General features: G+C 65.1%; 22 protein-coding genes and 3 tRNA genes. 7 read left to right on the plus strand and 18 right to left on the minus strand.

The window, feature by feature from the left end; translation table 11 throughout:
- Positions 1-20 precede the first annotated feature (20 nt).
- From G4G29_RS03690 to G4G29_RS03710, 5 genes are all read right to left on the minus strand, one after another.
- The gene (locus G4G29_RS03690) at positions 21-1,133 is read right to left on the minus strand and encodes a hypothetical protein (RefSeq protein ID WP_183151868.1); all 1,113 of its coding nucleotides are present in this window, start codon (positions 1,131-1,133) and stop codon (positions 21-23) included.
- Positions 1,042-1,746, minus strand: coding sequence for a GIY-YIG nuclease family protein (locus G4G29_RS03695; protein ID WP_183151869.1), 705 nt, complete (start codon positions 1,744-1,746; stop codon positions 1,042-1,044). The genes G4G29_RS03690 and G4G29_RS03695 overlap by 92 nt, the downstream gene beginning before the upstream one ends.
- On the minus strand, positions 1,743-1,940 hold the full coding sequence (locus tag G4G29_RS03700) for a hypothetical protein (RefSeq protein WP_071327683.1): 198 nt from the start codon (positions 1,938-1,940) through the stop codon (positions 1,743-1,745). The genes G4G29_RS03695 and G4G29_RS03700 overlap by 4 nt, the downstream gene beginning before the upstream one ends.
- A 79-nt stretch (positions 1,941-2,019) precedes the next feature.
- On the minus strand, positions 2,020-2,670 hold the full coding sequence (locus G4G29_RS03705) for a hypothetical protein (RefSeq protein WP_029266162.1): 651 nt from the start codon (positions 2,668-2,670) through the stop codon (positions 2,020-2,022).
- On the minus strand, positions 2,667-2,912 hold the full coding sequence (locus G4G29_RS03710) for a hypothetical protein (RefSeq protein ID WP_029266161.1): 246 nt from the start codon (positions 2,910-2,912) through the stop codon (positions 2,667-2,669). The genes G4G29_RS03705 and G4G29_RS03710 overlap by 4 nt, the downstream gene beginning before the upstream one ends.
- Positions 2,913-3,062: 150 nt before the next feature.
- Between G4G29_RS03710 and G4G29_RS03715 the strand changes: the two genes are divergently transcribed.
- A complete protein-coding gene (locus G4G29_RS03715; protein WP_029266159.1) occupies positions 3,063-3,410 on the plus strand; it encodes an Lsr2 family protein in 348 nt (115 codons plus the stop codon).
- Positions 3,411-3,823: 413 nt separating this feature from the next.
- Here G4G29_RS03715 and G4G29_RS03725 read toward each other — a convergent pair whose 3' ends face one another.
- Positions 3,824-4,105, minus strand: a complete 282-nt coding sequence (locus tag G4G29_RS03725; RefSeq protein ID WP_029266155.1) for a hypothetical protein — start codon at positions 4,103-4,105, stop codon at positions 3,824-3,826.
- 29 nt (positions 4,106-4,134) lie between these two features.
- Here G4G29_RS03725 and G4G29_RS03730 point away from each other — a divergent pair, with 29 nt between their 5' ends.
- Positions 4,135-4,278 carry a hypothetical protein gene (locus tag G4G29_RS03730; RefSeq protein ID WP_156040315.1) on the plus strand — a complete coding sequence of 48 codons (144 nt, stop codon included), beginning with the start codon at positions 4,135-4,137 and terminating at the stop codon, positions 4,276-4,278.
- A 62-nt stretch (positions 4,279-4,340) separates the two neighbouring features.
- Complete coding sequence (locus G4G29_RS03735) at positions 4,341-5,027, plus strand: hypothetical protein (RefSeq protein WP_210274235.1); 687 nt, start codon at positions 4,341-4,343, stop codon at positions 5,025-5,027.
- 281 nt (positions 5,028-5,308) lie between these two features.
- Here G4G29_RS03735 and G4G29_RS03740 read toward each other — a convergent pair whose 3' ends face one another.
- The 7 genes from G4G29_RS03740 to G4G29_RS03770 all read right to left on the minus strand — a co-directional run bounded on the left by G4G29_RS03740 (position 5,309) and on the right by G4G29_RS03770 (position 12,910).
- Positions 5,309-6,019, minus strand: coding sequence for a hypothetical protein (locus G4G29_RS03740; RefSeq protein ID WP_102207978.1), 711 nt, complete (start codon positions 6,017-6,019; stop codon positions 5,309-5,311).
- Between the two features lie 571 nt (positions 6,020-6,590).
- On the minus strand, positions 6,591-7,457 hold the full coding sequence (locus G4G29_RS03745; protein WP_051667912.1) for a metallophosphoesterase: 867 nt from the start codon (positions 7,455-7,457) through the stop codon (positions 6,591-6,593).
- Positions 7,458-7,743: 286 nt separating this feature from the next.
- Positions 7,744-9,150: a relaxase/mobilization nuclease domain-containing protein gene (locus G4G29_RS03750; RefSeq protein ID WP_029266145.1), complete on the minus strand. Its 1,407-nt coding sequence runs from the start codon at positions 9,148-9,150 to the stop codon at positions 7,744-7,746.
- Positions 9,151-9,152: 2 nt separating this feature from the next.
- On the minus strand, positions 9,153-9,671 hold the full coding sequence (gene mobC, locus G4G29_RS03755; protein WP_029266142.1) for a plasmid mobilization relaxosome protein MobC: 519 nt from the start codon (positions 9,669-9,671) through the stop codon (positions 9,153-9,155).
- Between the two features lie 303 nt (positions 9,672-9,974).
- Positions 9,975-10,391: a hypothetical protein gene (locus G4G29_RS03760; protein ID WP_029266140.1), complete on the minus strand. Its 417-nt coding sequence runs from the start codon at positions 10,389-10,391 to the stop codon at positions 9,975-9,977.
- A gap of 39 nt (positions 10,392-10,430) precedes the next feature.
- Entirely contained in the window at positions 10,431-12,251 is a 1,821-nt protein-coding gene (locus G4G29_RS03765; RefSeq protein ID WP_051667911.1) for a hypothetical protein, read from the minus strand.
- Between the two features lie 464 nt (positions 12,252-12,715).
- On the minus strand, positions 12,716-12,910 hold the full coding sequence (locus G4G29_RS03770) for a helix-turn-helix domain-containing protein (protein ID WP_062635491.1): 195 nt from the start codon (positions 12,908-12,910) through the stop codon (positions 12,716-12,718).
- A 95-nt stretch (positions 12,911-13,005) separates the two neighbouring features.
- On the opposite strand from G4G29_RS03770, the gene G4G29_RS03775 reads away from it, so the two are divergent.
- The 3 genes from G4G29_RS03775 (at position 13,006) to G4G29_RS03785 (ending at position 15,926) form a co-directional block, all read left to right on the plus strand.
- Complete coding sequence (locus G4G29_RS03775; protein ID WP_062635493.1) at positions 13,006-13,743, plus strand: helix-turn-helix domain-containing protein; 738 nt, start codon at positions 13,006-13,008, stop codon at positions 13,741-13,743.
- A 14-nt stretch (positions 13,744-13,757) separates the two neighbouring features.
- On the plus strand, positions 13,758-14,888 hold the full coding sequence (locus tag G4G29_RS03780; RefSeq protein WP_062635495.1) for a tyrosine-type recombinase/integrase: 1,131 nt from the start codon (positions 13,758-13,760) through the stop codon (positions 14,886-14,888).
- A gap of 90 nt (positions 14,889-14,978) precedes the next feature.
- A complete protein-coding gene (locus G4G29_RS03785) occupies positions 14,979-15,926 on the plus strand; it encodes a hypothetical protein (protein WP_183151872.1) in 948 nt (315 codons plus the stop codon).
- Positions 15,927-16,094: 168 nt separating this feature from the next.
- On the opposite strand, the gene G4G29_RS03790 is transcribed toward G4G29_RS03785, so the two are convergent.
- The 3 genes from G4G29_RS03790 to G4G29_RS03800 all read right to left on the minus strand — a co-directional run bounded on the left by G4G29_RS03790 (position 16,095) and on the right by G4G29_RS03800 (position 16,412).
- Positions 16,095-16,167: transfer RNA gene (locus tag G4G29_RS03790), tRNA-Phe, on the minus strand.
- 69 nt (positions 16,168-16,236) lie between these two features.
- A tRNA-Asp gene (locus G4G29_RS03795) sits at positions 16,237-16,310 on the minus strand.
- 29 nt (positions 16,311-16,339) lie between these two features.
- Positions 16,340-16,412 (minus strand) — tRNA-Glu (locus tag G4G29_RS03800).
- Positions 16,413-17,290: 878 nt separating this feature from the next.
- Between G4G29_RS03800 and G4G29_RS23810 the strand changes: the two genes are divergently transcribed.
- Positions 17,291-17,998, plus strand: coding sequence for a M23 family metallopeptidase (locus G4G29_RS23810; protein WP_345941148.1), 708 nt, complete (start codon positions 17,291-17,293; stop codon positions 17,996-17,998).
- Between the two features lie 75 nt (positions 17,999-18,073).
- Here the strand turns inward: G4G29_RS23810 and G4G29_RS03810 are convergent, their stop codons facing one another.
- The gene (locus tag G4G29_RS03810; RefSeq protein ID WP_046014122.1) at positions 18,074-18,565 is read right to left on the minus strand and encodes an inorganic diphosphatase; all 492 of its coding nucleotides are present in this window, start codon (positions 18,563-18,565) and stop codon (positions 18,074-18,076) included.
- An 82-nt stretch (positions 18,566-18,647) separates the two neighbouring features.
- Positions 18,648-19,313 (minus strand): TMEM175 family protein, encoded by a 666-nt coding sequence (locus tag G4G29_RS03815; RefSeq protein WP_183151873.1) that lies wholly within the window; start codon positions 19,311-19,313, stop codon positions 18,648-18,650.
- Between the last annotated feature and the right edge of the window lie 20 nt (positions 19,314-19,333).

Here is a 19,333-nt window from a genome sequence, read left to right on the forward strand (position 1 = left end):
GCTCGCCTGTTGAAGGTGTCTCAGGCCTGACTGAGATTGCTCGCGGCTTCAGTCTGCTGGTCAGGCGCGGCGGCGTCGAAGACGCGCGTTCTGATGACCTGGTCGACGCCGACGAGGCCGGCGAGCTTCACTACATCGCGGCCGCCCATGATGCGGTTCAACATGAACTGCGGCGGGAAGAGGTCCAGCAGCGGGTTCTCACCGTCGAACGACCGCGAGGTCCTGGCGGCGAAGATGCGCGTGGTGTCGAGAGCTCTGAAGCTGTCGATCGAGAGGATGGACGTTCGGGGATCGGGCCAGATCAACCGGTCCAGAGGCTTCGCACCGGTCCAGTGCTGCTTGATGCGCTTCATCACTCCGACCGAGGCGTTCGTCGCGCCGACATACGCCTGGCGGTACTCGTCGAGCACCATGACGTAGAGGCCGGGCACCCCATCCCACTTCGTGAGATCGGTGACCTCGGTCATGCCCGGTTGGCTGGTGATTGCCGCCTGCAGCGCGGCATCGAACTCGGCAGTGTCGAGGGAGGCGAAGTGCGCCATGTTGAGGTCGTAGTTCGCCAGTGCCAGCTCCTGGAGGAACGAGCACCATGCGTCTGTGTAGATGCGGTGGTCGGGGTCCTCGTATCTGTCGTCGATCGCGTCCCAGAGATACGGGTCCTCCTCGCGGTACCAGCGTTGCAGGGAGGAGCGCTTGTTGATCCGGGCGTAGGTCTCGCGCGACATGCGGAGGCCGAGCTCGCGGCTGCCGCGGACCTTGAGTCCGAAGTGCACGGCGCTTTCGACCGGACTGGTGCCTGCTCGGCGACCACGCTGCGACGAGACGGCGACCCCCCAGATCTTCCGGGCTGGTCGCGGATGCCACCGGTGCCAGAAGAGCACGTGACCGGAGTCGACGAGCATCTGCAGGGACGCGTTCGCGTCGGCGCCGATGTCGACGTTGAAGATCCGCGCAGGGTCGAACTCGAGATGCTCGCCCTCGGGGATGATGCTCTGCTGGTTCAGCTCCCACGGATCAGCATCGAGCACTAGGTAGCCGGAGTCAGTCAGCTCTCGTCGCAGCTGTGCAGCGTGCTCGGTCGACGGCGCCCAGACGAGTGTCTCGCGCGGAGTAGCGGTGATCTCGAGTTCCACGATGGCGTTCAGCCCTCGGGGCGCCACGCGGCGGCCTCGGCGGCCATCGCGGCTCGAGCAGCCGAGAGCCGGGGAGCCTGCCGGGGTTCTTGTCCAAGTTGATCGGTGGTGTGAGGCGCACGATGACGCTGGTCTCGACGTCGCCGAGCGGGACCCGCATGTCCGCTGGCGCCGGCCAGACAGAGAGCTGGAGGCGCGCGTGCATCCACTCGTTGAGGCGTGCGTCGCCGCCGTCGGCAAGGGCGTAGTTCGCGAAGCGCTCCGGCTTCGCGAGGTTGCGCGGGACCGCATGCAGATCGAGGAAGTCGCGCAGGAGGGCGGCGAACGACCGCCGGACCGTGGACCCGCCGGTGCGGGGCTTGGACTTCGGGTTCGTGGCGAAGTGACCGTTCAGGTCGCGCGAGACCAGGCTCTCCTCGGCCTTGCCGACGTACAGGGGATGATCCGGAGCCGGCTCAAGCTGGAGATCCCGCCAGGCCTGCTCGTCGCCGTAGATGGCGTACAGTCCGGGACGGGCGGGGACGAGTTGCGCGGCCTCCATGATCGCCCAGCGCTCTCCGGTGAGCGCGGCGACGGCAGGATTGGTGAGGTCGTGCAGGGAGTCAGCGCTCACGCCGAGGTCCTGCCGAAGTGCGCACGAACCTCGTCGGCCTGCTCGGGGGTCAGCTCCCAGCGCTGGTTCTTCAAGTGGTCGGGGTAGCGCTCGCGCAGATAGCGGCGCACAGTGATGCCGGGCCGATCACCGTCGTTGTGACCGAGTTCGCGGCCGAGCTCGGCGGGGGTGATGACGTCGTGCGATGCGCTCATGAGGTCATCATGCACGATGCCCTCGTTGACCGCATTCCCACGGATTGTCCTCGAAGGTCGGCAGTGTCCCGGGTTGTTCTCAGTGCTGCAGGCCATCTTCTCGCTGAGGTGCGGAGGAGCCAGCAAGACCATACCGATCGAGGTGCACACCGCGAAGCTCGGGGAAGGCATCGGAGACGCGCTTCGGTGGCGCGGGAGTCCGCGGCACCTTCGGGGCGGGGGTGTGCTGAGCCGCACTCTGCAAGCTGGACCGAACCATGTGCGAGGTGAACTGTCGCGGCCGCATCATCAGCCGGCCGTTCCATGCGGGACCGAGATCGATGAGGTGATGGTCGGAGGAGACGATCACGTCCGCGTCGACGGCGGGGTCCTTCGCGAGGGCGAGGATGTTATTGTCCTCGTGATTCCCGATGGCATAGTCGCGGACGACCGGGTCCACGATCGCGCCTCCGGAGTCGTCGCAGGCCTCGGCGACGAACTCGATGTACTTGGCCGTGGTTCGTTCAGACTGCCCGGAGGCGATCATCAGGCGGTGGACGTTCCGCAGGATGTGCGGCGAGGTGAACAAACGCACCTGCTGATCGAACGCGAGCGAGAGAGCGTCGGATGCCGCCGAAGGGGAGGGGAGCTTGTCGGGGAGCAGCATTCCGGTGCCGCTACGGATGTGGTCGAGGTAGACGTTGATGTCGTAGACGACCGCGATCCGAGGGCGCTCCCGCTGGCTGTTCATGAGGTTCCCAAGTCCTCGATGAGCTTGAGCGTTTCCTCGGTCGTGTAGACCTTGCCGCCGCGCTCTTCGAGCATCTCGGCGTGCAGATCGTTCATCTGCTGGACGCGGAGCTTCTTCTTGAACTCCTTCATGGCGACGCGCAGGAATTCGCTGCGGTTGCCGCCGCCGAACGCATCGGCGAGCTCCTGGAGCAAAGGGACGTCCGTCTCTTCGACGGCGAAACTGATCGGTCGTGCAGCCATTCGAGGCCTCCAAGCGTGTTAGTAATGCATTAGTAATGGTACGTCGAGAGGTCGACATCGACAAGAGTGGTCTCGAATCCCGCACGCAGTTCGCGGGATATCGGCCACCATTGCGATTCGGCTTAGATGCTGGCTGATATGTTCGGCGGCATGGCCCGCAAAATCGTGCATCAGCTCGTCGACGACATCGACGGAGAAGTCCTGGAAGTCGGATCCGGCGAGGCGGTGACCTTCTCCCTGAACGGCACCGCGTACGAGATCGATCTGTCCGAGAAGAACGCAGCAGCGTTGCGAGAGGCCTTTGAGCCGTGGATCGCGGCAGCCCGCCGGGTGTCCGCCGGCGGTACTCGCGGAGGCCGTGGGCGCCGGAACTCGCAGGGCGCCGCCAAGCGCGACCTCTCGGCAATCCGCGCGTGGGCGAAGGAGAACGGTCACCAGGTCTCCGACCGCGGCCGCGTCCCCGACGCGGTGCAGCAGGCGTACGACGCCGCGCACTGAGGCCGCCGTGGGAGAGGCGCGCGGGTTCGAGCAGGGGACGAACTGGAAGGCGAAGAACGCCGCGAGTATCCGTCTGCGCGTCGGCGACGGAAAGAAGCACCCGGTTCGTTCCTCTGATGGCGCCCCGCGGCTTACGTCTGAGGAGCAGCGGCGAGCGGACGTCCTGCGTGAGCAGGAGCGTGAACGCATCGCGAAAGAGCGCCAGGCGCGCGCGGGGCGCGCACGTGGGCAACGGCGTGAGGCCGGGCTCGACGCACGCCATGCTGAGCGCGATCACACACCAAAGGGGTGGGTGCCGGCGAACCGGCGAGGGTACGTCGATCCGCTCTCGCAGGCAGCTGATCCACGGCCGACGGCGCCGCTCAAGAAGAAGAAGTTCCGTCGCGGCCGCCGCGAGCTACAGTAGCTGAATCTCAGCGGTACTGACGAGCCTGCGCCGCGAGAATCGCTTCGCGCATCACGTCGCCGAGTTCGGCGACGATGATCTCGATGCCGGCGTCGCGGATGGAAGCCGTCAGCCACGCGCCCGGGCGATGCAGGTAGCTGGCCGCCGCCTCGTCAGCCACGGCGAGGATGAGCCGGGTCGCACCGAGCTTCTGACCGGCCCAGGCGAGTTTGAACGCGTCGGTGGCGAGCTTGCGGGGCTGCGCACCCTTGAGTGCGCCGATACGGGCGTAGGCCTCCACGAGGACCATGCGGTCTGGGGTCGCCCGTCGATCTCCATGTGGGCGTCATCGATCGCGATCCGAGCGGGAGTGAGCGCGACGCCCAGCTGCTCGGCGACGGCCGCGACGATCGCGCGCTCCGCCATGCGCTGCTCCGCCATGCGCTGCTCGGCCGAGTCGGAGGCGTGCGGGGTGGCGGATGACGGACTCATTCCGCGGCCACCAGGTCCGCGCACCCGATGGCGAACTTCGACGTATAGTCGACATGGCCACAGGCACTGCTTTCTGCAGCCTGGAGCTGGTCGCTCGAGACGGGCGCTTTGCCTGCAGCGGCGTGGAGAGCGTTCACTGCTGCGAGCATCTGCTCGCGTTCATAGAGAACCCATCCGAGCTCCGTGTTGCCGTCCTCGAGCTGGACAAATTCCTGGCGCCGATAGCGCGTCTGCTGAGCACGCGTGAGCGTAGTGCGAAGGTATTCGAGGTCTTGAGACCAGGTACGGGCGGTCATGACACCCTCCTTTCGGGTCTCTACGCCAAGCCGAGGCCTAGGGTCTTCGCGAACGACTCGAGCGTCACGGTGAGTCCAGGCGAGCTGAGTTCGATGTCCGCGGTCGGGCTCACCGGCAGGGCGTCTTCGGCGCGCTCCCACAGCGCCGCGGCGAGCCTCGGGGAGCTGCGGACGCTGCGCGATGGTGCGGGGGCGGTAGAAGACGCCGTCGACGTCGGGATATGCCTGGTGGATGGCGCGGGCCCACGGCCGGGACAGCGACCGATCGCCAGTGTTGATCTGATCGTTCCCGCCGACGTCCGTGACCCAGGTGCTGTCGATAAGGTCGAGGAGTGTGATCTCGCGGGTGGTCGCGAACAGCACGAACCGAGGCTGCGTGCCCCCGGTCCCTCCCGCTCCGACGCCACCGCGTTCGATGACGCCTCGGTCGCTGAAGCACTCTGATAGGCAAACGAGCAGGAGGCTCTGAACTGCCGTCTCCGGTGGAACCGTGATCTGGGGCGTGACGTAGGTCACGGCGTGGTTCGGATGGTGACCCACGGGATCGGGGTGGTGATCGAATCGGCTCCCCGTGGGCCCGAAGTGGCGGAGCTCGTGCCACCGGGCAGGGTGAGCGCCGCCGGCGTCGTAGATGCGTCCGAAGATCGTGCCGGCCGGCAGCGTACGGACAGCGCTCGGGGGGAGAGGATGCGGGAACTTCGATGCGTCGGGGGCAGGAAGCGCGCTCATCGGATCGAGAACGCCTGCTCGGCCAGCGCCGCGACAGGTTCTGCGGGCTTGCCGGCTGCGAGCCACTGGGCAGGAGTCAGCTCGCCGTCTCCCAGGTCGGGGTGAGCGTGAGTGAGGAAGTACTCCACGGCCACGGGGTTCGCCCCTTCGGGCAGCGCTCGGCTCACCGTTCCCCAGCCCGGGAGCTCACCGTGGTCGGTGAACTGGAACGTCGGGAACCGCAGGCCGCGGCCGGGGCCCGGGATCGCGAAGAGAGTCCCCTCGCCGTGGCGCTGGCGCACTCGGCCTTCGGTCACGTCGAGCAGTTCTGCGACGCGCTTAGTCGGCAGCGCCTCAGCGAGGATGTCCTGCTGGCGGAGGGCCGTGAGCACGCTGGGGCGCTCTTCGACAGGCAGCGCGTTCTCCGGCTCAACGAGCGAGCCGGCTGCGCGCAGTGCGTCCAGCTCAGCCTCCGTCAGCGACGAGTGCCCAGGCTCTTCCTCGAGCCGGAGCGCCTTGTTCACGCCCTGCAGGATGCTGATGAGGTGAGCGCGCCGACCGCTGGAGCCCAGCACGTTCAGCTCGTGCGCGAGCTCCTCGGCCTCGTGGTCCGTGAATTCCACAGGACCGACGATCTTGATGGTGATCTCGCGACCTTCGTCCGACCGAGTCGCCGTGAGGTATGCGCGTCGATCGCTGCGGAGGGGGTGTGCGGTTGCGTTCGACATCATCGGATCCTAACGGTCATTAGCGAGTATAGCTTGCGTAAGCGGCGGGGGGTCACTGTTGATGCAGAACCTCAGCGATCAGGTCGACATCGTCGTAGTCGGCGCGGCCGGGGCAGGCGCCCGTGACCTAGCTATCGACGTCCCGCGTCGATGTGTTCAGAGCGACGTGACCACGTAGCTGCGTGGGCCGGCGTGCGCGCAACGTGAGCTGCCCCGCGAAATAAACAAAGTAAATACGATTCGGCTCATCGAGTTCAGCATCGAGCCGGGTTCATCATCATCCAGGCCGCTGGCGGTCCAATGACACACTTAGCTCCATCGGCGTCCGCTGAGGTCTCATTCCCGTGATTAGAAGGGCAGAGAGGTCAGATTTGTGCCACGCCCGGAGACGAGTTCTGGGCGGATGAGCACAGGGCTCAGCGGAATGCTCCTACGGAGCTGGGGCGCTCGCTAAGCCCCCAGCAACCGGTTCGGGGCAGCGCGATCTGCGCCTCGAAGTGGAGAGCGCATGAGGCCAGTCGCTTCCGGGCTGCTCGCATCATCCCGCGGAGGGTGACGATCCGCCGGTCCATCAGCTGCGAACGACGGCGCCATCGCCTTGATCAGCGCGGTGCTTGTACCGTCGTCTTCCGCCGCGGATCTCGTTGAGTGGAAGTGGGCTGAACGCGAGGCCCGCGAGGTCGAGCACTCCTGCGTTGCAGGCAAACGTGTCCCGATCGAGACTGACCACGGTCCTGCCGTCCTCGCGCTCAAACTTACCGTAAACGTGCATATGGCCGTGCATGTGCAAGCGGGGGAGCGCAGCATCAGATACACGTTGCACACGCTCTCTCTGTGCAGCAGATACGGCCAACGCCTCGGGAGGAAAATCATGCGGATTGTTCGTGAGCAGCCGCTGCACCTCCGGTACCGCGATCGCTGGAGACTCGTGCGTGAGCATAAGGTCGGCCGGGCCGCCGGCAATCGCGGCGGCTTCCATCGGTTCCGTGATGAGTTCATCCTCGAACCAGTCCTTGCCCGCAGTTCGAAACGCCTTGTCGACGCTGGACGCGCCGCCGAGCGATAGCACCTCGCGTCCCGCGATCTGAAAACGGAACGGCCGGGGGATGAGCCACACGACGTCACTGACCCTGATCGCCATACCGGAGGCGCTTTCCTGCGCCGGGGTGATGTGGTTCCACTCTTCGTGGTTGCCAGGCGTGACCAGCACGCGCTCGATGCCTGTGCGCTTCGCCCAATAATCGACCGGGCCAGTCCCGGGCTGAGCATGCTCGAAACCGTAATCTCCGAGTTGAAGGATGGTGCGCAGCGATGGGTCATGCCGACGCATCGCGGGCAGCAGCGTTTGAATCCATCCAGCATTGCCGTGGAGGTCGCCCACGACCCACACGCGCTCATCCGGCAGGTCGAAGCTGTCGGCTGTCTCATGGATCTGCATCCATCCATCATGCCCGTGAGTGCCGACTCGGACATGGCGTCGACAACTCAACGTGGAGAATGCGAAACGGCCGAGATCAGTGGGCGCCGAGCGACCATATTGTGGTCATGTTCTGGCCACCCCTGCTGCCCAGCGAAATGCCGGTGTCCCGTTAGTGACCACGAACCGGCCTGTAAAGGACCAGCTGAAGCCCGCTTTTCGGACTGCCACTAGCGACTATGTAGTGTGGGCACCGTCGGACCACTATATGGACACGAGGCGGTCACCGGCCACCCACTGCACAGTGCTAGTCGCCGATGCTCCGTTCTTGGTGATCGGGCGCGGAAAGCTCCGCCTCTTCGAAGAGTGCGGGGAACCGCAGTCGCAGCGGGCGAGGCTTGGGGGAGGTCTCCTGATTCTCACCGGTGTTAGCCTGCGGCCGCGCCGATCGCGGTTGCTCGACGTCGTGCGGACGGTAGTCGGGAACCGTGACCTCCGTTTCTGGTTCCTCTGGGTCCGCGATCCGTGGCTGAGTTTCTCGGAGTTCCGACAGTCCCATTGTGCCCGGGACTGCGGGTAGCTCGGTGGGAGCGTGCGCACCGGAATTCTCGTGTTCGCTTGTCATCGCGTCGGCGTTTGACAGGGCTGTAGCCACCAGGCGTTGCGCGGCGCGATTTGCCTCCTGTGTCGCCTCGTCCAGAGCGATCATCATGCGTTTCTTGGGCGACAGTCGGCGTTCAACAGTCGTGTGTTGTGGCACGGACAATGTCACCGCGCTGTTGCGAGCGAAAGCGGTCTCAACAGCGTCCCTCTCGAAGGCCGTGCCGAGTGTGGTGCAGCGGCGTCGATCACTCGGCGTTGGATCGGCTGGGGTTCGGTCCGGATTCTCGCGAAGCATGCCGTACGAAATGCCACGGCCCTTCTTGCCGCGCTGTTCGATCTGAACGCCTCGGGTTCTACCGACTTCGACGAAGCTGTCCCAGTCGACAACGGCTGGATCGGCGAGCGTGTTCTCGATGCTCGCCCTCAGCACGGTGAGACTAAAAGGTTGCTTGTTGCGGGGCGCACCGAACTCATCCGCGAGGTCGCATTCTGTTTCCCAGATGATGTGCCGCTGCCATTCGCGAAGCTCACTGTCCGCGGTCGACCCGGCGCGGCGAAGACCGCTCGGCTCGCCCCGCTCGAAGCGCTCGTTCGCGTCGCTGAAGGCCTGCTTGAGGTCCGCTCGCTGCTCGAAGCCGCGCTGTTCAAGAACACGCTCATGTGCCTCGACAAGGCGTGCGTGCGTGACGACTGAACTGTTGAGACTGCGGCCGGTTTTGGTCTCGATGGAGTTCGCGACGAGGTGGTTGTGCACACAGCCTGTTCGCCCGTCTCGTTGTGTTACAACGAGCACCTGTCGGCCGGGGAACCTCTCTTCTGCGAGTGCTGTCCCGAGCTTCTGAGCCGTCAGCCAGTCGTCTGGCTCTTCGGGGTCCAACTCGTCCTTCGCGAAAGACTGGATGACGTGATACGCCTGGACGAACGCGCCAGGCTTGTCCTTACCCCACTTCTTGCGGACGTCGCGCATCTGCTGCTTCGCGACCGATACCAGCATGCCGCCCACGCCGGACGCCATGACGTACCGCTCGCCATCTTGCTCGGGCTTGTCATCGAGCGCATAGTTGATCAGCGCATCGGCCGACCGCGTCGAGCTCGCCACCACAACAGGCATAACTACACCGTCCCGCGCGGCGGCAGGCCATGGTCCACGAGGCGTGCGATGCGCTTCTCGATATCGTCGGGAACATCGCGTAGCTCAGCCACCGTAAGGAGAGCCTCCGAGACCTCCCCAGCGGTCACCGGGTCGCCGATATTCAGCCGCTTCGCGATCTGATTGAGGTTGCCGCCGATATGCGCGATGTGATTGCGAATCGGACCGAGCTCGTACCCGAGCCGATCGGAGATGTCGGCCAGGCCCCAGTCGGTCACGTTCGGGCCCTGGCGCTCGATAGCCAGCGCCCTCGCTTCCACCTCGGCGGCACCCTCACGGTCAGTAATGAGCAGGCGCAGAGCTTCGGAGAAGGAGACCTCTTCGAGGTCGCGTCCGGAGGACTTGGCCAAAGCTCGCCGCACGTCGTCGACGGCTCGTTCCTCGTCGTCGCTGAACCTCAGTGTGCGGCGCTTCGCAAAGTTGACGACCCTCTTCCTCGGACGACGCGGCGTCGCTTCGCTCGCCTTGCCGGTCCTCGTCATCAGGTCGTCCCCTTCGCTCGGTTCTTTGTGCAGTCTGGGCCTTTGCTTCCCCGCTCCGCGAGGGTGGTCCCAGACTACACGAATAACGGCAAGCAGTTTATCCGTCAGACATATCGCTGCGCTCCTGTCCTTGGATACTCCTTGGTCAGGCCTCCGGCCCGACACCCGGATGAAGGCTCCCGCCTCCACGCACAGGTCGTGGCGCCACCTTCCGAAACGGAGAAACCCCATCAGCGCCTCTTCGAGGGCAGATGGGGTTTCTCTACTCGCCGCGACCGCACGGGGCCGCGGGCGACGCAACGCTCAGGCGGCTGGCTGCTTGACCGCCGTCGGCGTGCTTGAAGTCGTCGCGACCAGGGCCGGAGAAGCCGCCTGCGGCGGTCTCTCAGCTGCCTGAGCAGGAACCTGACGATCACTGCCGACTGGTTGCGTCGTAGGCTGCTCCTCAATTGATAGCAGGACGGTGACAGCCTCGATGAGGCGAGCAGCGCGCTTGGCCTCGTCCTTATCGGACGTGACCTCGTAGCGGCCGTGCTTGCCATCACGAATGATGGGTGGTTCAGGCTGGACGTCGAGAAGCTCGTACAGCTGCTCGACGGCGTCACAGCGTGCGAACGCCGCGACCTTGATCGCGTCGTTCACGTTCTTGTCGTAGGCGTCCTGCTCGGCCTGCAGCGCGGCGATCTGCGCAGCTCGGAGCTGACTACGGGTCCTTCGCATGGTGTTCTCCTAACGGTGCGGTGTAGTGGTCAGCCCCGATCAACGGGGCTCGGTCTTAGGTGGGGCTACGGTCTCCTCGCCCCTACCCGGAGGTGCAAAGGGATCGCTGCCGACGTACTGGTCCAGGTCAGCAACGCTGATACCGAGAGCCGTGAGTTCGTCCGCGAGTCGTGAGGTCAGCGCTCGGGACCGCTGCAACGGCGTGTCCCACTCGGAGCGCCAGCCGGCAGTGCAGCCGGGCGTCCGGCAAGTGATAGGGAAGCCCGAGCTCGCAGCGGATCCGTGGTCGGTGGCGCATGAGGCGGTGGCCCCGTTCGCCATGAACCTAGCGATCCACGCTCGAACGTCTTCAGCGACGAACTCGCGGGTCAGTTTCACGCTCGCAAGATCCGCATCGGAGATGGCGGAATCCGGAGGCACCAGAACCCAAGTCTTGGAACGCTTGGTGGTCGGGTCCGGCTTGATCTCGTCGATCTGCCACCCTGCCTTTCGAAGATCCGGAGCCACTCGCCGGAGCTTGCCACTCATGCCACGAGGCTCGGGCCAATAGCGATCGTCCGAGGGTCTGCGCAAGAGCTCGTGAAGGGCCTTGCCGGTACCCGTCCAGCGACGTTTGATCGTCTCGGTGATCGCCACCAGGAACTGGTCGGTGCTCACGATGTCCTCGGCGACAGAATCTTGCGCCCGCCGGTAACGGCTCAGAGTGTCTGACCCCGTTGCATGATCAAGAGCGGCCAAGATCTCGGCGAAGTCCGCCATCCGAGGCTTGTTGCCGAGTTTCACGACGGGCAGCTGCTGCAAGGTCAGAACAACAAGGTCCAACAATGCACCCACCATCGAGGCGTAGCTCGCGTTCCAAGCGGAGTTCAACTCGCGTTCTGAGCGACGCCTGTCTGCGGGGATCACCTCAAGATCTCCCCAGACGCATCGCTCGGCGAGGTCGCCGTTGAGAACGCCGATATCGATACTGGTGAATCCCAGGACGCCCTGCACCTGCATGATGCGCACGTCGTCGTCGGTGTACAGCGCGCGGTCGACATCAGCTTCACCGGTCACGAATCGGCACAAGCCGTCCGACAACCAACGCGGCATCGACGACATATTGTCGAAGACCACGCCGCGCGAGTGAGCCCCGGCGTGAAGCAGCCGGTCCGCATCGTTCGGTGGGCGCCTCACCGGCGCGGTGGTCGGATCGAACAGGGAGAAGAGCCGTCGTGCACTACTGGTCTTGGCGGTTCCCTGTTCACCGAGCAGAGCCAAGGCCGGGCACGGAAGACCGACAAGGATCGTCGCAGCGACGAGCCAGCCGATGATCAAGCCGCGGTCCGAGGCCGGCAGATTGACGAACTCCCACAATGCGTCGAGGTTTCCGCCGCGCGCAGGGACGGGCAAAGGGGCGGTCACGGCGGTGCGGCGAAACAGCACGGGAAGGTCATCGTCGCCGTCGAGGATCTCCCAGCCGGCTGCCGTCACGCGGATGACCTGCTCACTGCGATCGCCGATGTCGATGAAGATCTCGTCGTCGCTGGGGCGCGCCGTGCGCAGGTGCAGCTTGATGGGCTCGAAACTCTCCTCCGCCTCGTACTCAAGCGCGCTCATCGCCTCAGTCAACGCGTTCTGCGAGGCTGTGCGAGCGGTCCGACGCCGGTACATGCCGCCGAGTTCCTTGCGGACGGAGCGTCTGCTGCCGAGGAGAGGAATCGCTACGTGACCGCCCTTGCGAACACCGAAAGGCTTGCCATCGGTATCGACGTGAAGGTCGTAGTGATCGAGGGCCAACTCAACGAGCTGCTGCGCGGTGGACCGCTTCCCGAGCGCCTCGGGGATATCGCGGTCTTCAGGTACGCTGGTGGTAGTCAAATGCAGGATCTCCTTTCAGATCCGCCATGGGGTCGCCGAGTTGCAGCTCGGTGGCCCTTTTTGTTTCTTCCGTATGGGTAGTGCTCGCTCAGGGTTCGAGCGTGATGTCGATCTTGTGGTTGCGGTCCCTTCGTATCCGCGCCTGCACCCTGCCGTGCGCGTGTTGAGCACCAGCAGGCCGCTTCGGGGGCGAGGCAAGAGCAGGCACGCTCCCGGGAGCCGAGGAAGATCGGTAGTGCGGAAGTCACCCCCGCACTTCTCCTGCGCGGACTGCACCTATTTCGCCTCCGAGGTGCCAATAGAGAAGTGATGGGGTTCCGTCCGCATCTCCGCTCCCGTGCGCGGGTTATCTAGGCGACGGCGGGGCGCGCCACGTGCGGAACACCACGCGGAACGTGTCGGTCCCGACAGTTGCCTCGAAGTTCCGCACGGTTTCCGCGCGCAATGGGTCCGGCGAGGACGCATCACATCGCCGGCTCGAGCTGCTCCTCGATCCAACGGTCGACATCGGCCTGACGCCAGCGAACAGCGGCGCCGATCTTCACGGCCCGGGGGAGCGGCTCACCGAGCGACCGCTTGCGGTAGATAGTCGACACAGACATGCCGGTCTGGGCGGAGAGATCGTGAACGTCGAGGAGGGTGTTCGTCGTCTGTGTCATGCGGAGTCCTTTGATAGCGAGTACCAGAAATTTGTAACTTGTGAGGTACCGTAACACAAGCTACATGATTCTGGTAACTTGTAAGCATGGAATCAATGGCATACGCGGAAGCGGTGGGCGGATTTCTTGCCGCCTACCGGCGGCGGCACGGGATTACCCTTGAGGCGATCGCGACCGTTGGACGCGATTACGGAGCAACGTGGAGCCTGTCTAGCGTCCAGGCGATTGAGCGGGGCAAGGCTGCGCCGACGGTTCCGACGCTTCTCACGCTCGCACTCGCACTTGGAAAGCTCTCTGGTGAGCCGCTTCGACTCGCCGACCTTCTTGGGGCTGCGGAGTTGCTGGAACGGCCGTACGAGCTCCGTGAGGATCAGCCCGTGCGGCGGGAGTGGGTCAACCGCGTACTGTCGGGCGCACCGATCGCGCTCGAGGATGGCGACTATGCGCACGTGGGCGCCGCGCCGATAGGTGGGGATCACGAGTGGGACGAGGAACTCGAGATGGCGGCCCTTGAGCATATGAGGGTGCACGGCAGGAAGTCCGAGTCGTATGACCAGGTGGATGCACAGTGGGGGGCCATGACGGAGGTGCCCGACCGTGACACGCGTCAGAGCGCTCGTCGGCCTAGTGTGAGCCTTGCAGAGTCTCGGGCGGCAAAGAAGCTTGGGATACGCCCACCTCTGCTTCAGCAGTACGCGGCGCGACTCTGGGGCCATTCCCTTGAAGTCGAGGCCCTGCTCCGTGCCGGCGAGGACAGCACGCCGCAGGCGCGTGGGCGCGTCACGCGTGTGCTCATTGACGAACTCCGCGCATCCACCGACGGTGAAGTCTGATGGCCAGACCTCGAATGGCGATCGGAACCTACGGCACCATCCACGTGGCCGAGGTTCAGCCGGGGAAGTGGCGTGCCCGCACGCGGTATCGTTTCGCGGACGGCAAATCCCGCCAGATCGAGAAGCACGCGCCGAGCAAGGCCAAGGCGACGGCCGCGCTGAGGCATGCGCTGACCACGATCGAGGCCGACCGCGGTGGCGAGCTGAAACCGGCAACGCACCTCCGCGCCCTCGGCCAGAGGTTCTTGGAGTCCCGGCGTGAGTTGGGGCGCTCAGAAGGCACGCTGGAGACCTACGGCTATGCAGTCACCGCTCATATCGCGCCCCGGATCGGCGACCTCTCAGTCGCCGAGGCCACACCTGAACGGCTGCAGAAGTTCCTTAACGCCGTTGAGAAGGAAGCCGGCCCGGGGGCAGCAAAGAACTGCCGATCGGCGCTGAGTGGCATGCTCGGCCTAGCGGTGCGGAACGGGGCTTTGTCGCACAACCCCGTGCGTGAGCTCGAGCGCGTCACCCAAAGGAAGAAGAAGGGCAGCACCGCAATCCCGTTGGACGAACTGCCGATGTTTCTCCAGCGCGTCCGTGAGGACGAGAAGCTCAACGAGTGGGACACGGTGGATCTGATCACGTTCATGCTCGCGTCAGGGTGGCGAGTGGCCGAGGTGTGCGCGCTCGAAGCGAGCGCTATCGACTTCGCCGCCGGCACAGCTTCCGTTGTCGCGCAGAATGTGCGTGTGAAGGGGCGGGGAATTGTGCGGCAGGAGTTCGCGAAGACCGACAAGTCCGCGCGTACCACCCACTTGCCGGAAGCGACCATGCTCCTCCTTCACAAGCGGCACGAGAGGCTGCGCGCCGATACCAACCTCATCTTCCCGACTCCGCTGATGCGCCCTCGCGATCCCTCGAACACGCAGCGGGAGCTTCGAGACCGTCGCGACGGCCTGGGGTACCCGGGATTGTCAACGCACGCGTTCCGAAAGTCGGTAGCCACGATTCTTGACAAGGCTGGACTGTCCGCGACAGAGATCGCCGACTACCTCGGACACGAGAACCCGAGCATGACCCAGGACGTGTACATGAACACCATCAAGGGCTCCACCAAAGCTGCAGGCATCATGGGCCAGAAGCTGGACGGGCTGATCTAATCCGGTGCGAGAAGCAGCCCGGGGCGGAGTGAGGAGAGGGCTTCCGCTCTACCCGATCGTAGTGTCCGTGGCTGCGGATACGATCCATCGATGACTGATGAGCAGCCGCCGGCGCCTGATCCTGCGAGCGGGCTGAATCTTGCGGACGAGCTGAACCGTGACTTCTATTCGCATTCACCATCGCAGTACCTGCGAACTCGAATCGCGTTGCTCGTCGCCCTCGGCGACGCCGATGCCGCCTTGCATCCCGCGCTCGTTGGAGGTGTCCGTGCGTGGGGTATGGGCGTCGAGCTAGAGGTGCCACTAGACGACGAAGAGATCGACGGATTCGCTGTGGTCGAGTCGATCTCGATCATGTACCTCGCGGCGGAGGCACTCCTGCGGTTGTACTTCGCGCACGTGGAACCGGAGCCTTGTCCGCCGCTGAAGCTCTCGTCGTTGACGAGCTTCGCGAAGTTCAAGCAGATGGCGGGCGACTTGTTGACCAGCCCTCCGCGCAATGAGCTATTGCGCGAGGTATTCCGCGGCAGGCTCGATGCGCCTGCTGAGGTATCCGCGGAGGCATGGACAGAGGACGCTGACGTCCTTCGATTTCTCTTGACTCGGGCAGCCGCGCTGCTCGCCCGCGAGGCTAACGTGTACAACTCGACGAAGCACGGGCTTGCAGTGCAACCTCGGAAATCCGGGCTGCGCCTCGGTAGCGAGGAGGACCCGAATGGCGTGATCGTCGACCACCACGGACCGTCCATCCGGTTCCTCAGCAAGGGTCCTAGCGCCGAAGAGGGGGTGCAACAGTGGCGAGAGACGATCCAGTTCGCGTTCCCTTCCATCAACCTCGCAGTTGCATCCGCTTTCGCCGACGAGATCGACGCGATCCACGCGGTGGCGAAGGCGCGCTTGACTGGTGAACAGGGCTCAGTGACGATTCGTCAGCGAGCGTTGATTGACCACCTTCGTGCCGTGCCCTTCGCTAGCAACTACACGGGGCTTCTATCTCTGGGGATGCATCGAGACTTTGGGGTCAGGATTGGGCGCTAGTTGCGTTCGGGCGACGCTGCTGCCTGAGCCTGATAGTGCGGAGTTTGTGCGGAGTCCACGACTGAAAACCCCAGAGCCTGCCCGGAGGGAGGCAGTCGCTGACGCGGAAAAACCCTGATAAGCGCATAAAAGAACCCCCGCGATGTAGAAGCTACGCGAGGGTTCCAGTGGCTCCGACCGGCATCGATCCGGTGACCTTTCGATTTTCAGTCGAACGCTCTACCAACTGAGCTACAGAGCCGCGCGACCGGCGAACCTGTCGCGTCCTAGACGAAGAGCCCTCTCCGAAGAAAGAGCTCATCGCACGGAGCGACCCTGACGGGACTTGAACCCGCGACCTCCGCCGTGACAGGGCGGCACGCTAACCAACTGCGCTACAGGGCCATACTTGTTTTCAATTGTATCGGAAGGTGTGACCCCAACGGGATTCGAACCCGTGCTACCGCCGTGAAAGGGCGGCGTCCTAGGCCGCTAAACGATGGGGCCGAGTCAGTCCCGGGGGACTTCCTTGCCGACGCTCAAGCATAAGGGATGATCCGAGCAAATCGCGAATCGAGGGCGCGGCGTCTTCCCCCGGGCGTGTTTCGGGAGGACGATGGGTGCATGTGGGCGTCGCCGTATCCGCTCTCCCCGGCTCTGGTGCGGATGTGAAAGTTGTTGTTAGTGTGGCATTTGTGAAACCGGCGGAAGGGGCCGTGTGAACGACCACCAGAAAGCTCTGGACGCTGCGGTTGCCGCGGCCTCAGACGATTGCGGCTGCGCACCCAGCCCGTCCGAACAGCGCGCGTTCGGCAAAGAGGGCTTCAGCCGTCGCGGGGCCCTCGGGCTCGGCGTGCTCGGTGTCGTCGCGCTCAGCGCCTTCGGCATCTCCAACGGGGTCTCCGCCGCCTATGCCGCCACGTACCCGAGCTGGGACGACGTGCAGCGTGCCAAGAACAACGAAGCGGCGAAGTCGGCCGAAGTCACTCGCATCGAGGGGCTCATCCAGTCGCTGACCCAGAAGGTCGCCGAGACGGAGGCCGCTGCGCAGGTCGCCTCGGACGAGTTCTACGAGGCCCAGCAGAAGTACTTCGCCGCAGCCACCGAGGCGGATTCCCTTCAGGCGAAGGCCGACGAACAGGCCGCGAAGGCCGATGACTCGGCGAAGAAGGCCGGCCAGGTCGCGGCGCAGCTGTACCGCAACGGTGGTGACGACACCTCCCTGGAGCTGCTGTTCACCGGCTCAGCCGACAACGCCGACGAGCTCCTCGCGCGCCTCGGCACCATGGACAAGCTGTTCGAGTACAACCAGTCGGTGTACGACGACGCGGTCGCGGCGCGAAACTCCGCGCAGTCTCTCAGCGACCAGGCGGTGCTGGCGCGCGATGAGCGCGACCGGCTACAGAAGATCGCCGAAGAGAAGATGGTCGTGGCTCAGCAGGCTGCGGACGCTGCTCAGGCGGCGCTCGACGAGCAGTCCGAGAACCTCGCCACCATGCAGGCGCAGCTCGCGGCGCTCAAGGACACGACCGCGAAGACCGTCGCCGGGTTCCGGGCAGGCGTCGAGGCCGCTGAGAGGAGCGACGCGAGCGCGAGGCCCGCGAGGCCGCAGCAGCAGCCGCCGGCAACGGTGGCGGCGGTGGTGGCGGTGGCGGCGGCGGGGATCCCAGGGCAGCGGCGGCTGGTGCCGTCCGCACGGCGGGGGCAAGAGCTCCGGCTACGGTCCCCGGTCGCAGCAGTGCGGTCCCCAGGGCTGCTCGTCGAGCTTCCACTACGGCACCGACTTCGCCAACGGGTGCGGCGCTGCCATCTATGCCGCTCAGTCCGGCACGGTCGATTACGCGGGCGGCAACGGCGGCTACGGGAACTACATCCGCATCCAGCACGGTGGCGGAATCGGCACCGGCTATGCGCACATCCGCAACGGCGGGATCCTCGTCCGCTCCGGGCAGTGGGTCCGCTCCGGACAGGTCATCGCGTATGCCGGTAACACCGGTCGCTCGTTCGGCTGCCACCTGCACTTCGAGGTGTACGTCAACGGTCAGGCCGTCAACCCGGTGCAGTTCCTGGCGCGACACGGCGTCTCCGCCTGAACATCCGCCTCACGACAGACGAAAGACCCCCGGCCGCTGGTGCGGAGCCGGGGGTCTTCTGCGTGAGCGCGAGGGTCAGTGGCCCTGCTCGCCGAAACGGACGATCGCCTCGTCGAGGATGCGCTGCGCCTCGGCGGCGTTCCCCCACTCGTCGACCTTGACCCACTTGTTGGGCTCGAGGTCCTTGTAGTGCTCGAAGAAGTGCGAGATCTCCTTCTTCGTGTAGTCGGCGATGTCGTCGATGTCCTGGATGTGCGCCCAGCGCGGGTCCTTTGACAGCACGGCGACGAGCTTGTCGTCTCCGCCGGCCTCGTCGCTCATCTTCAGCACCGCGACAGGACGGACCTCGACGACGACGCCCGGGTAGATGGCGTGGTCGAGCAGCACGAGCACGTCGAGCGGGTCGCCGTCCTCACCGAGCGTGTTGTCGAAGTAGCCGTAGTCGGCCGGGTAGCCGAAGGTCGTGTAGAGCACGCGGTCGAGGTGGACTCGCCCGGTCTCGTGGTCGACCTCGTACTTCACGCGGCTGCCGCGCGGGATCTCGATGACGGCGTCGTGTGCGCCCATACGTGTGCTCCTCAGGAAAAGTTCGGTTGGATACCGCCGACCAGCCTACCGTCGGCTTCTTGGCGACCGGGGGTCGGCGCCCTCACGAGGTGGCGTCGGCAGGAGGCGTCGGGATGCCTTTCCCACGTCTGCGCAGGAGGCGATTCAGCAGGCGGCTCATCGGGTCGCTCAGGAGCAGCAGGAGGAGCCCTGCGTAGCCGTTCGGAGAGGCGACGACGGCGATGGCCAGCGCCGCGGTGAACAGGATGATCGACGCGAGGTCTCCGATGGCTCCCAGGCGGATGGTTTCGCTCGACACGGAGCCGAGCTCGGGGTGACGCGCGAGGTACAGCCACCCGGCGAGCGTGGTGACCTGCGTCATGATCAACGTGCCGATGTACACCACAGCCTGCAACGCGTCGGTGTCCATCTGCCCGATCATGGCGGTGGGCACGGGCAGCCACACGATCGTCGCCATCCAGGCGACATTGATCCACAGCAGGGGGCCGGTGACGAACTCCACGTCCCGGTACTGGCGGTGATGTCCCATCCAGAACGTCGCGATGAGGAGGAAGCTCAGACCGAAGCTGAGGAGCTGACCCGAGTGCTCGCCCAGGAATTCCGCGGTGCTCACGTGCGCGGACGCCGCCTCGGAGATGGACTCCATCAGGGGGAGGATGAGCAAGGTCATGGCGATCGCGACGACGGCATCGATGAACGCCTTGAAGCGATCGCTCGGAGTCGGCCTCGTGCGGGGGGTATCGGTCACGGCGTCAGGATAGACCCGAG

It is taken from the genome of Microbacterium sp. Se63.02b (genome assembly GCF_014171575.1).
Classification (GTDB): Bacteria; Actinomycetota; Actinomycetes; order Actinomycetales; family Microbacteriaceae; genus Microbacterium.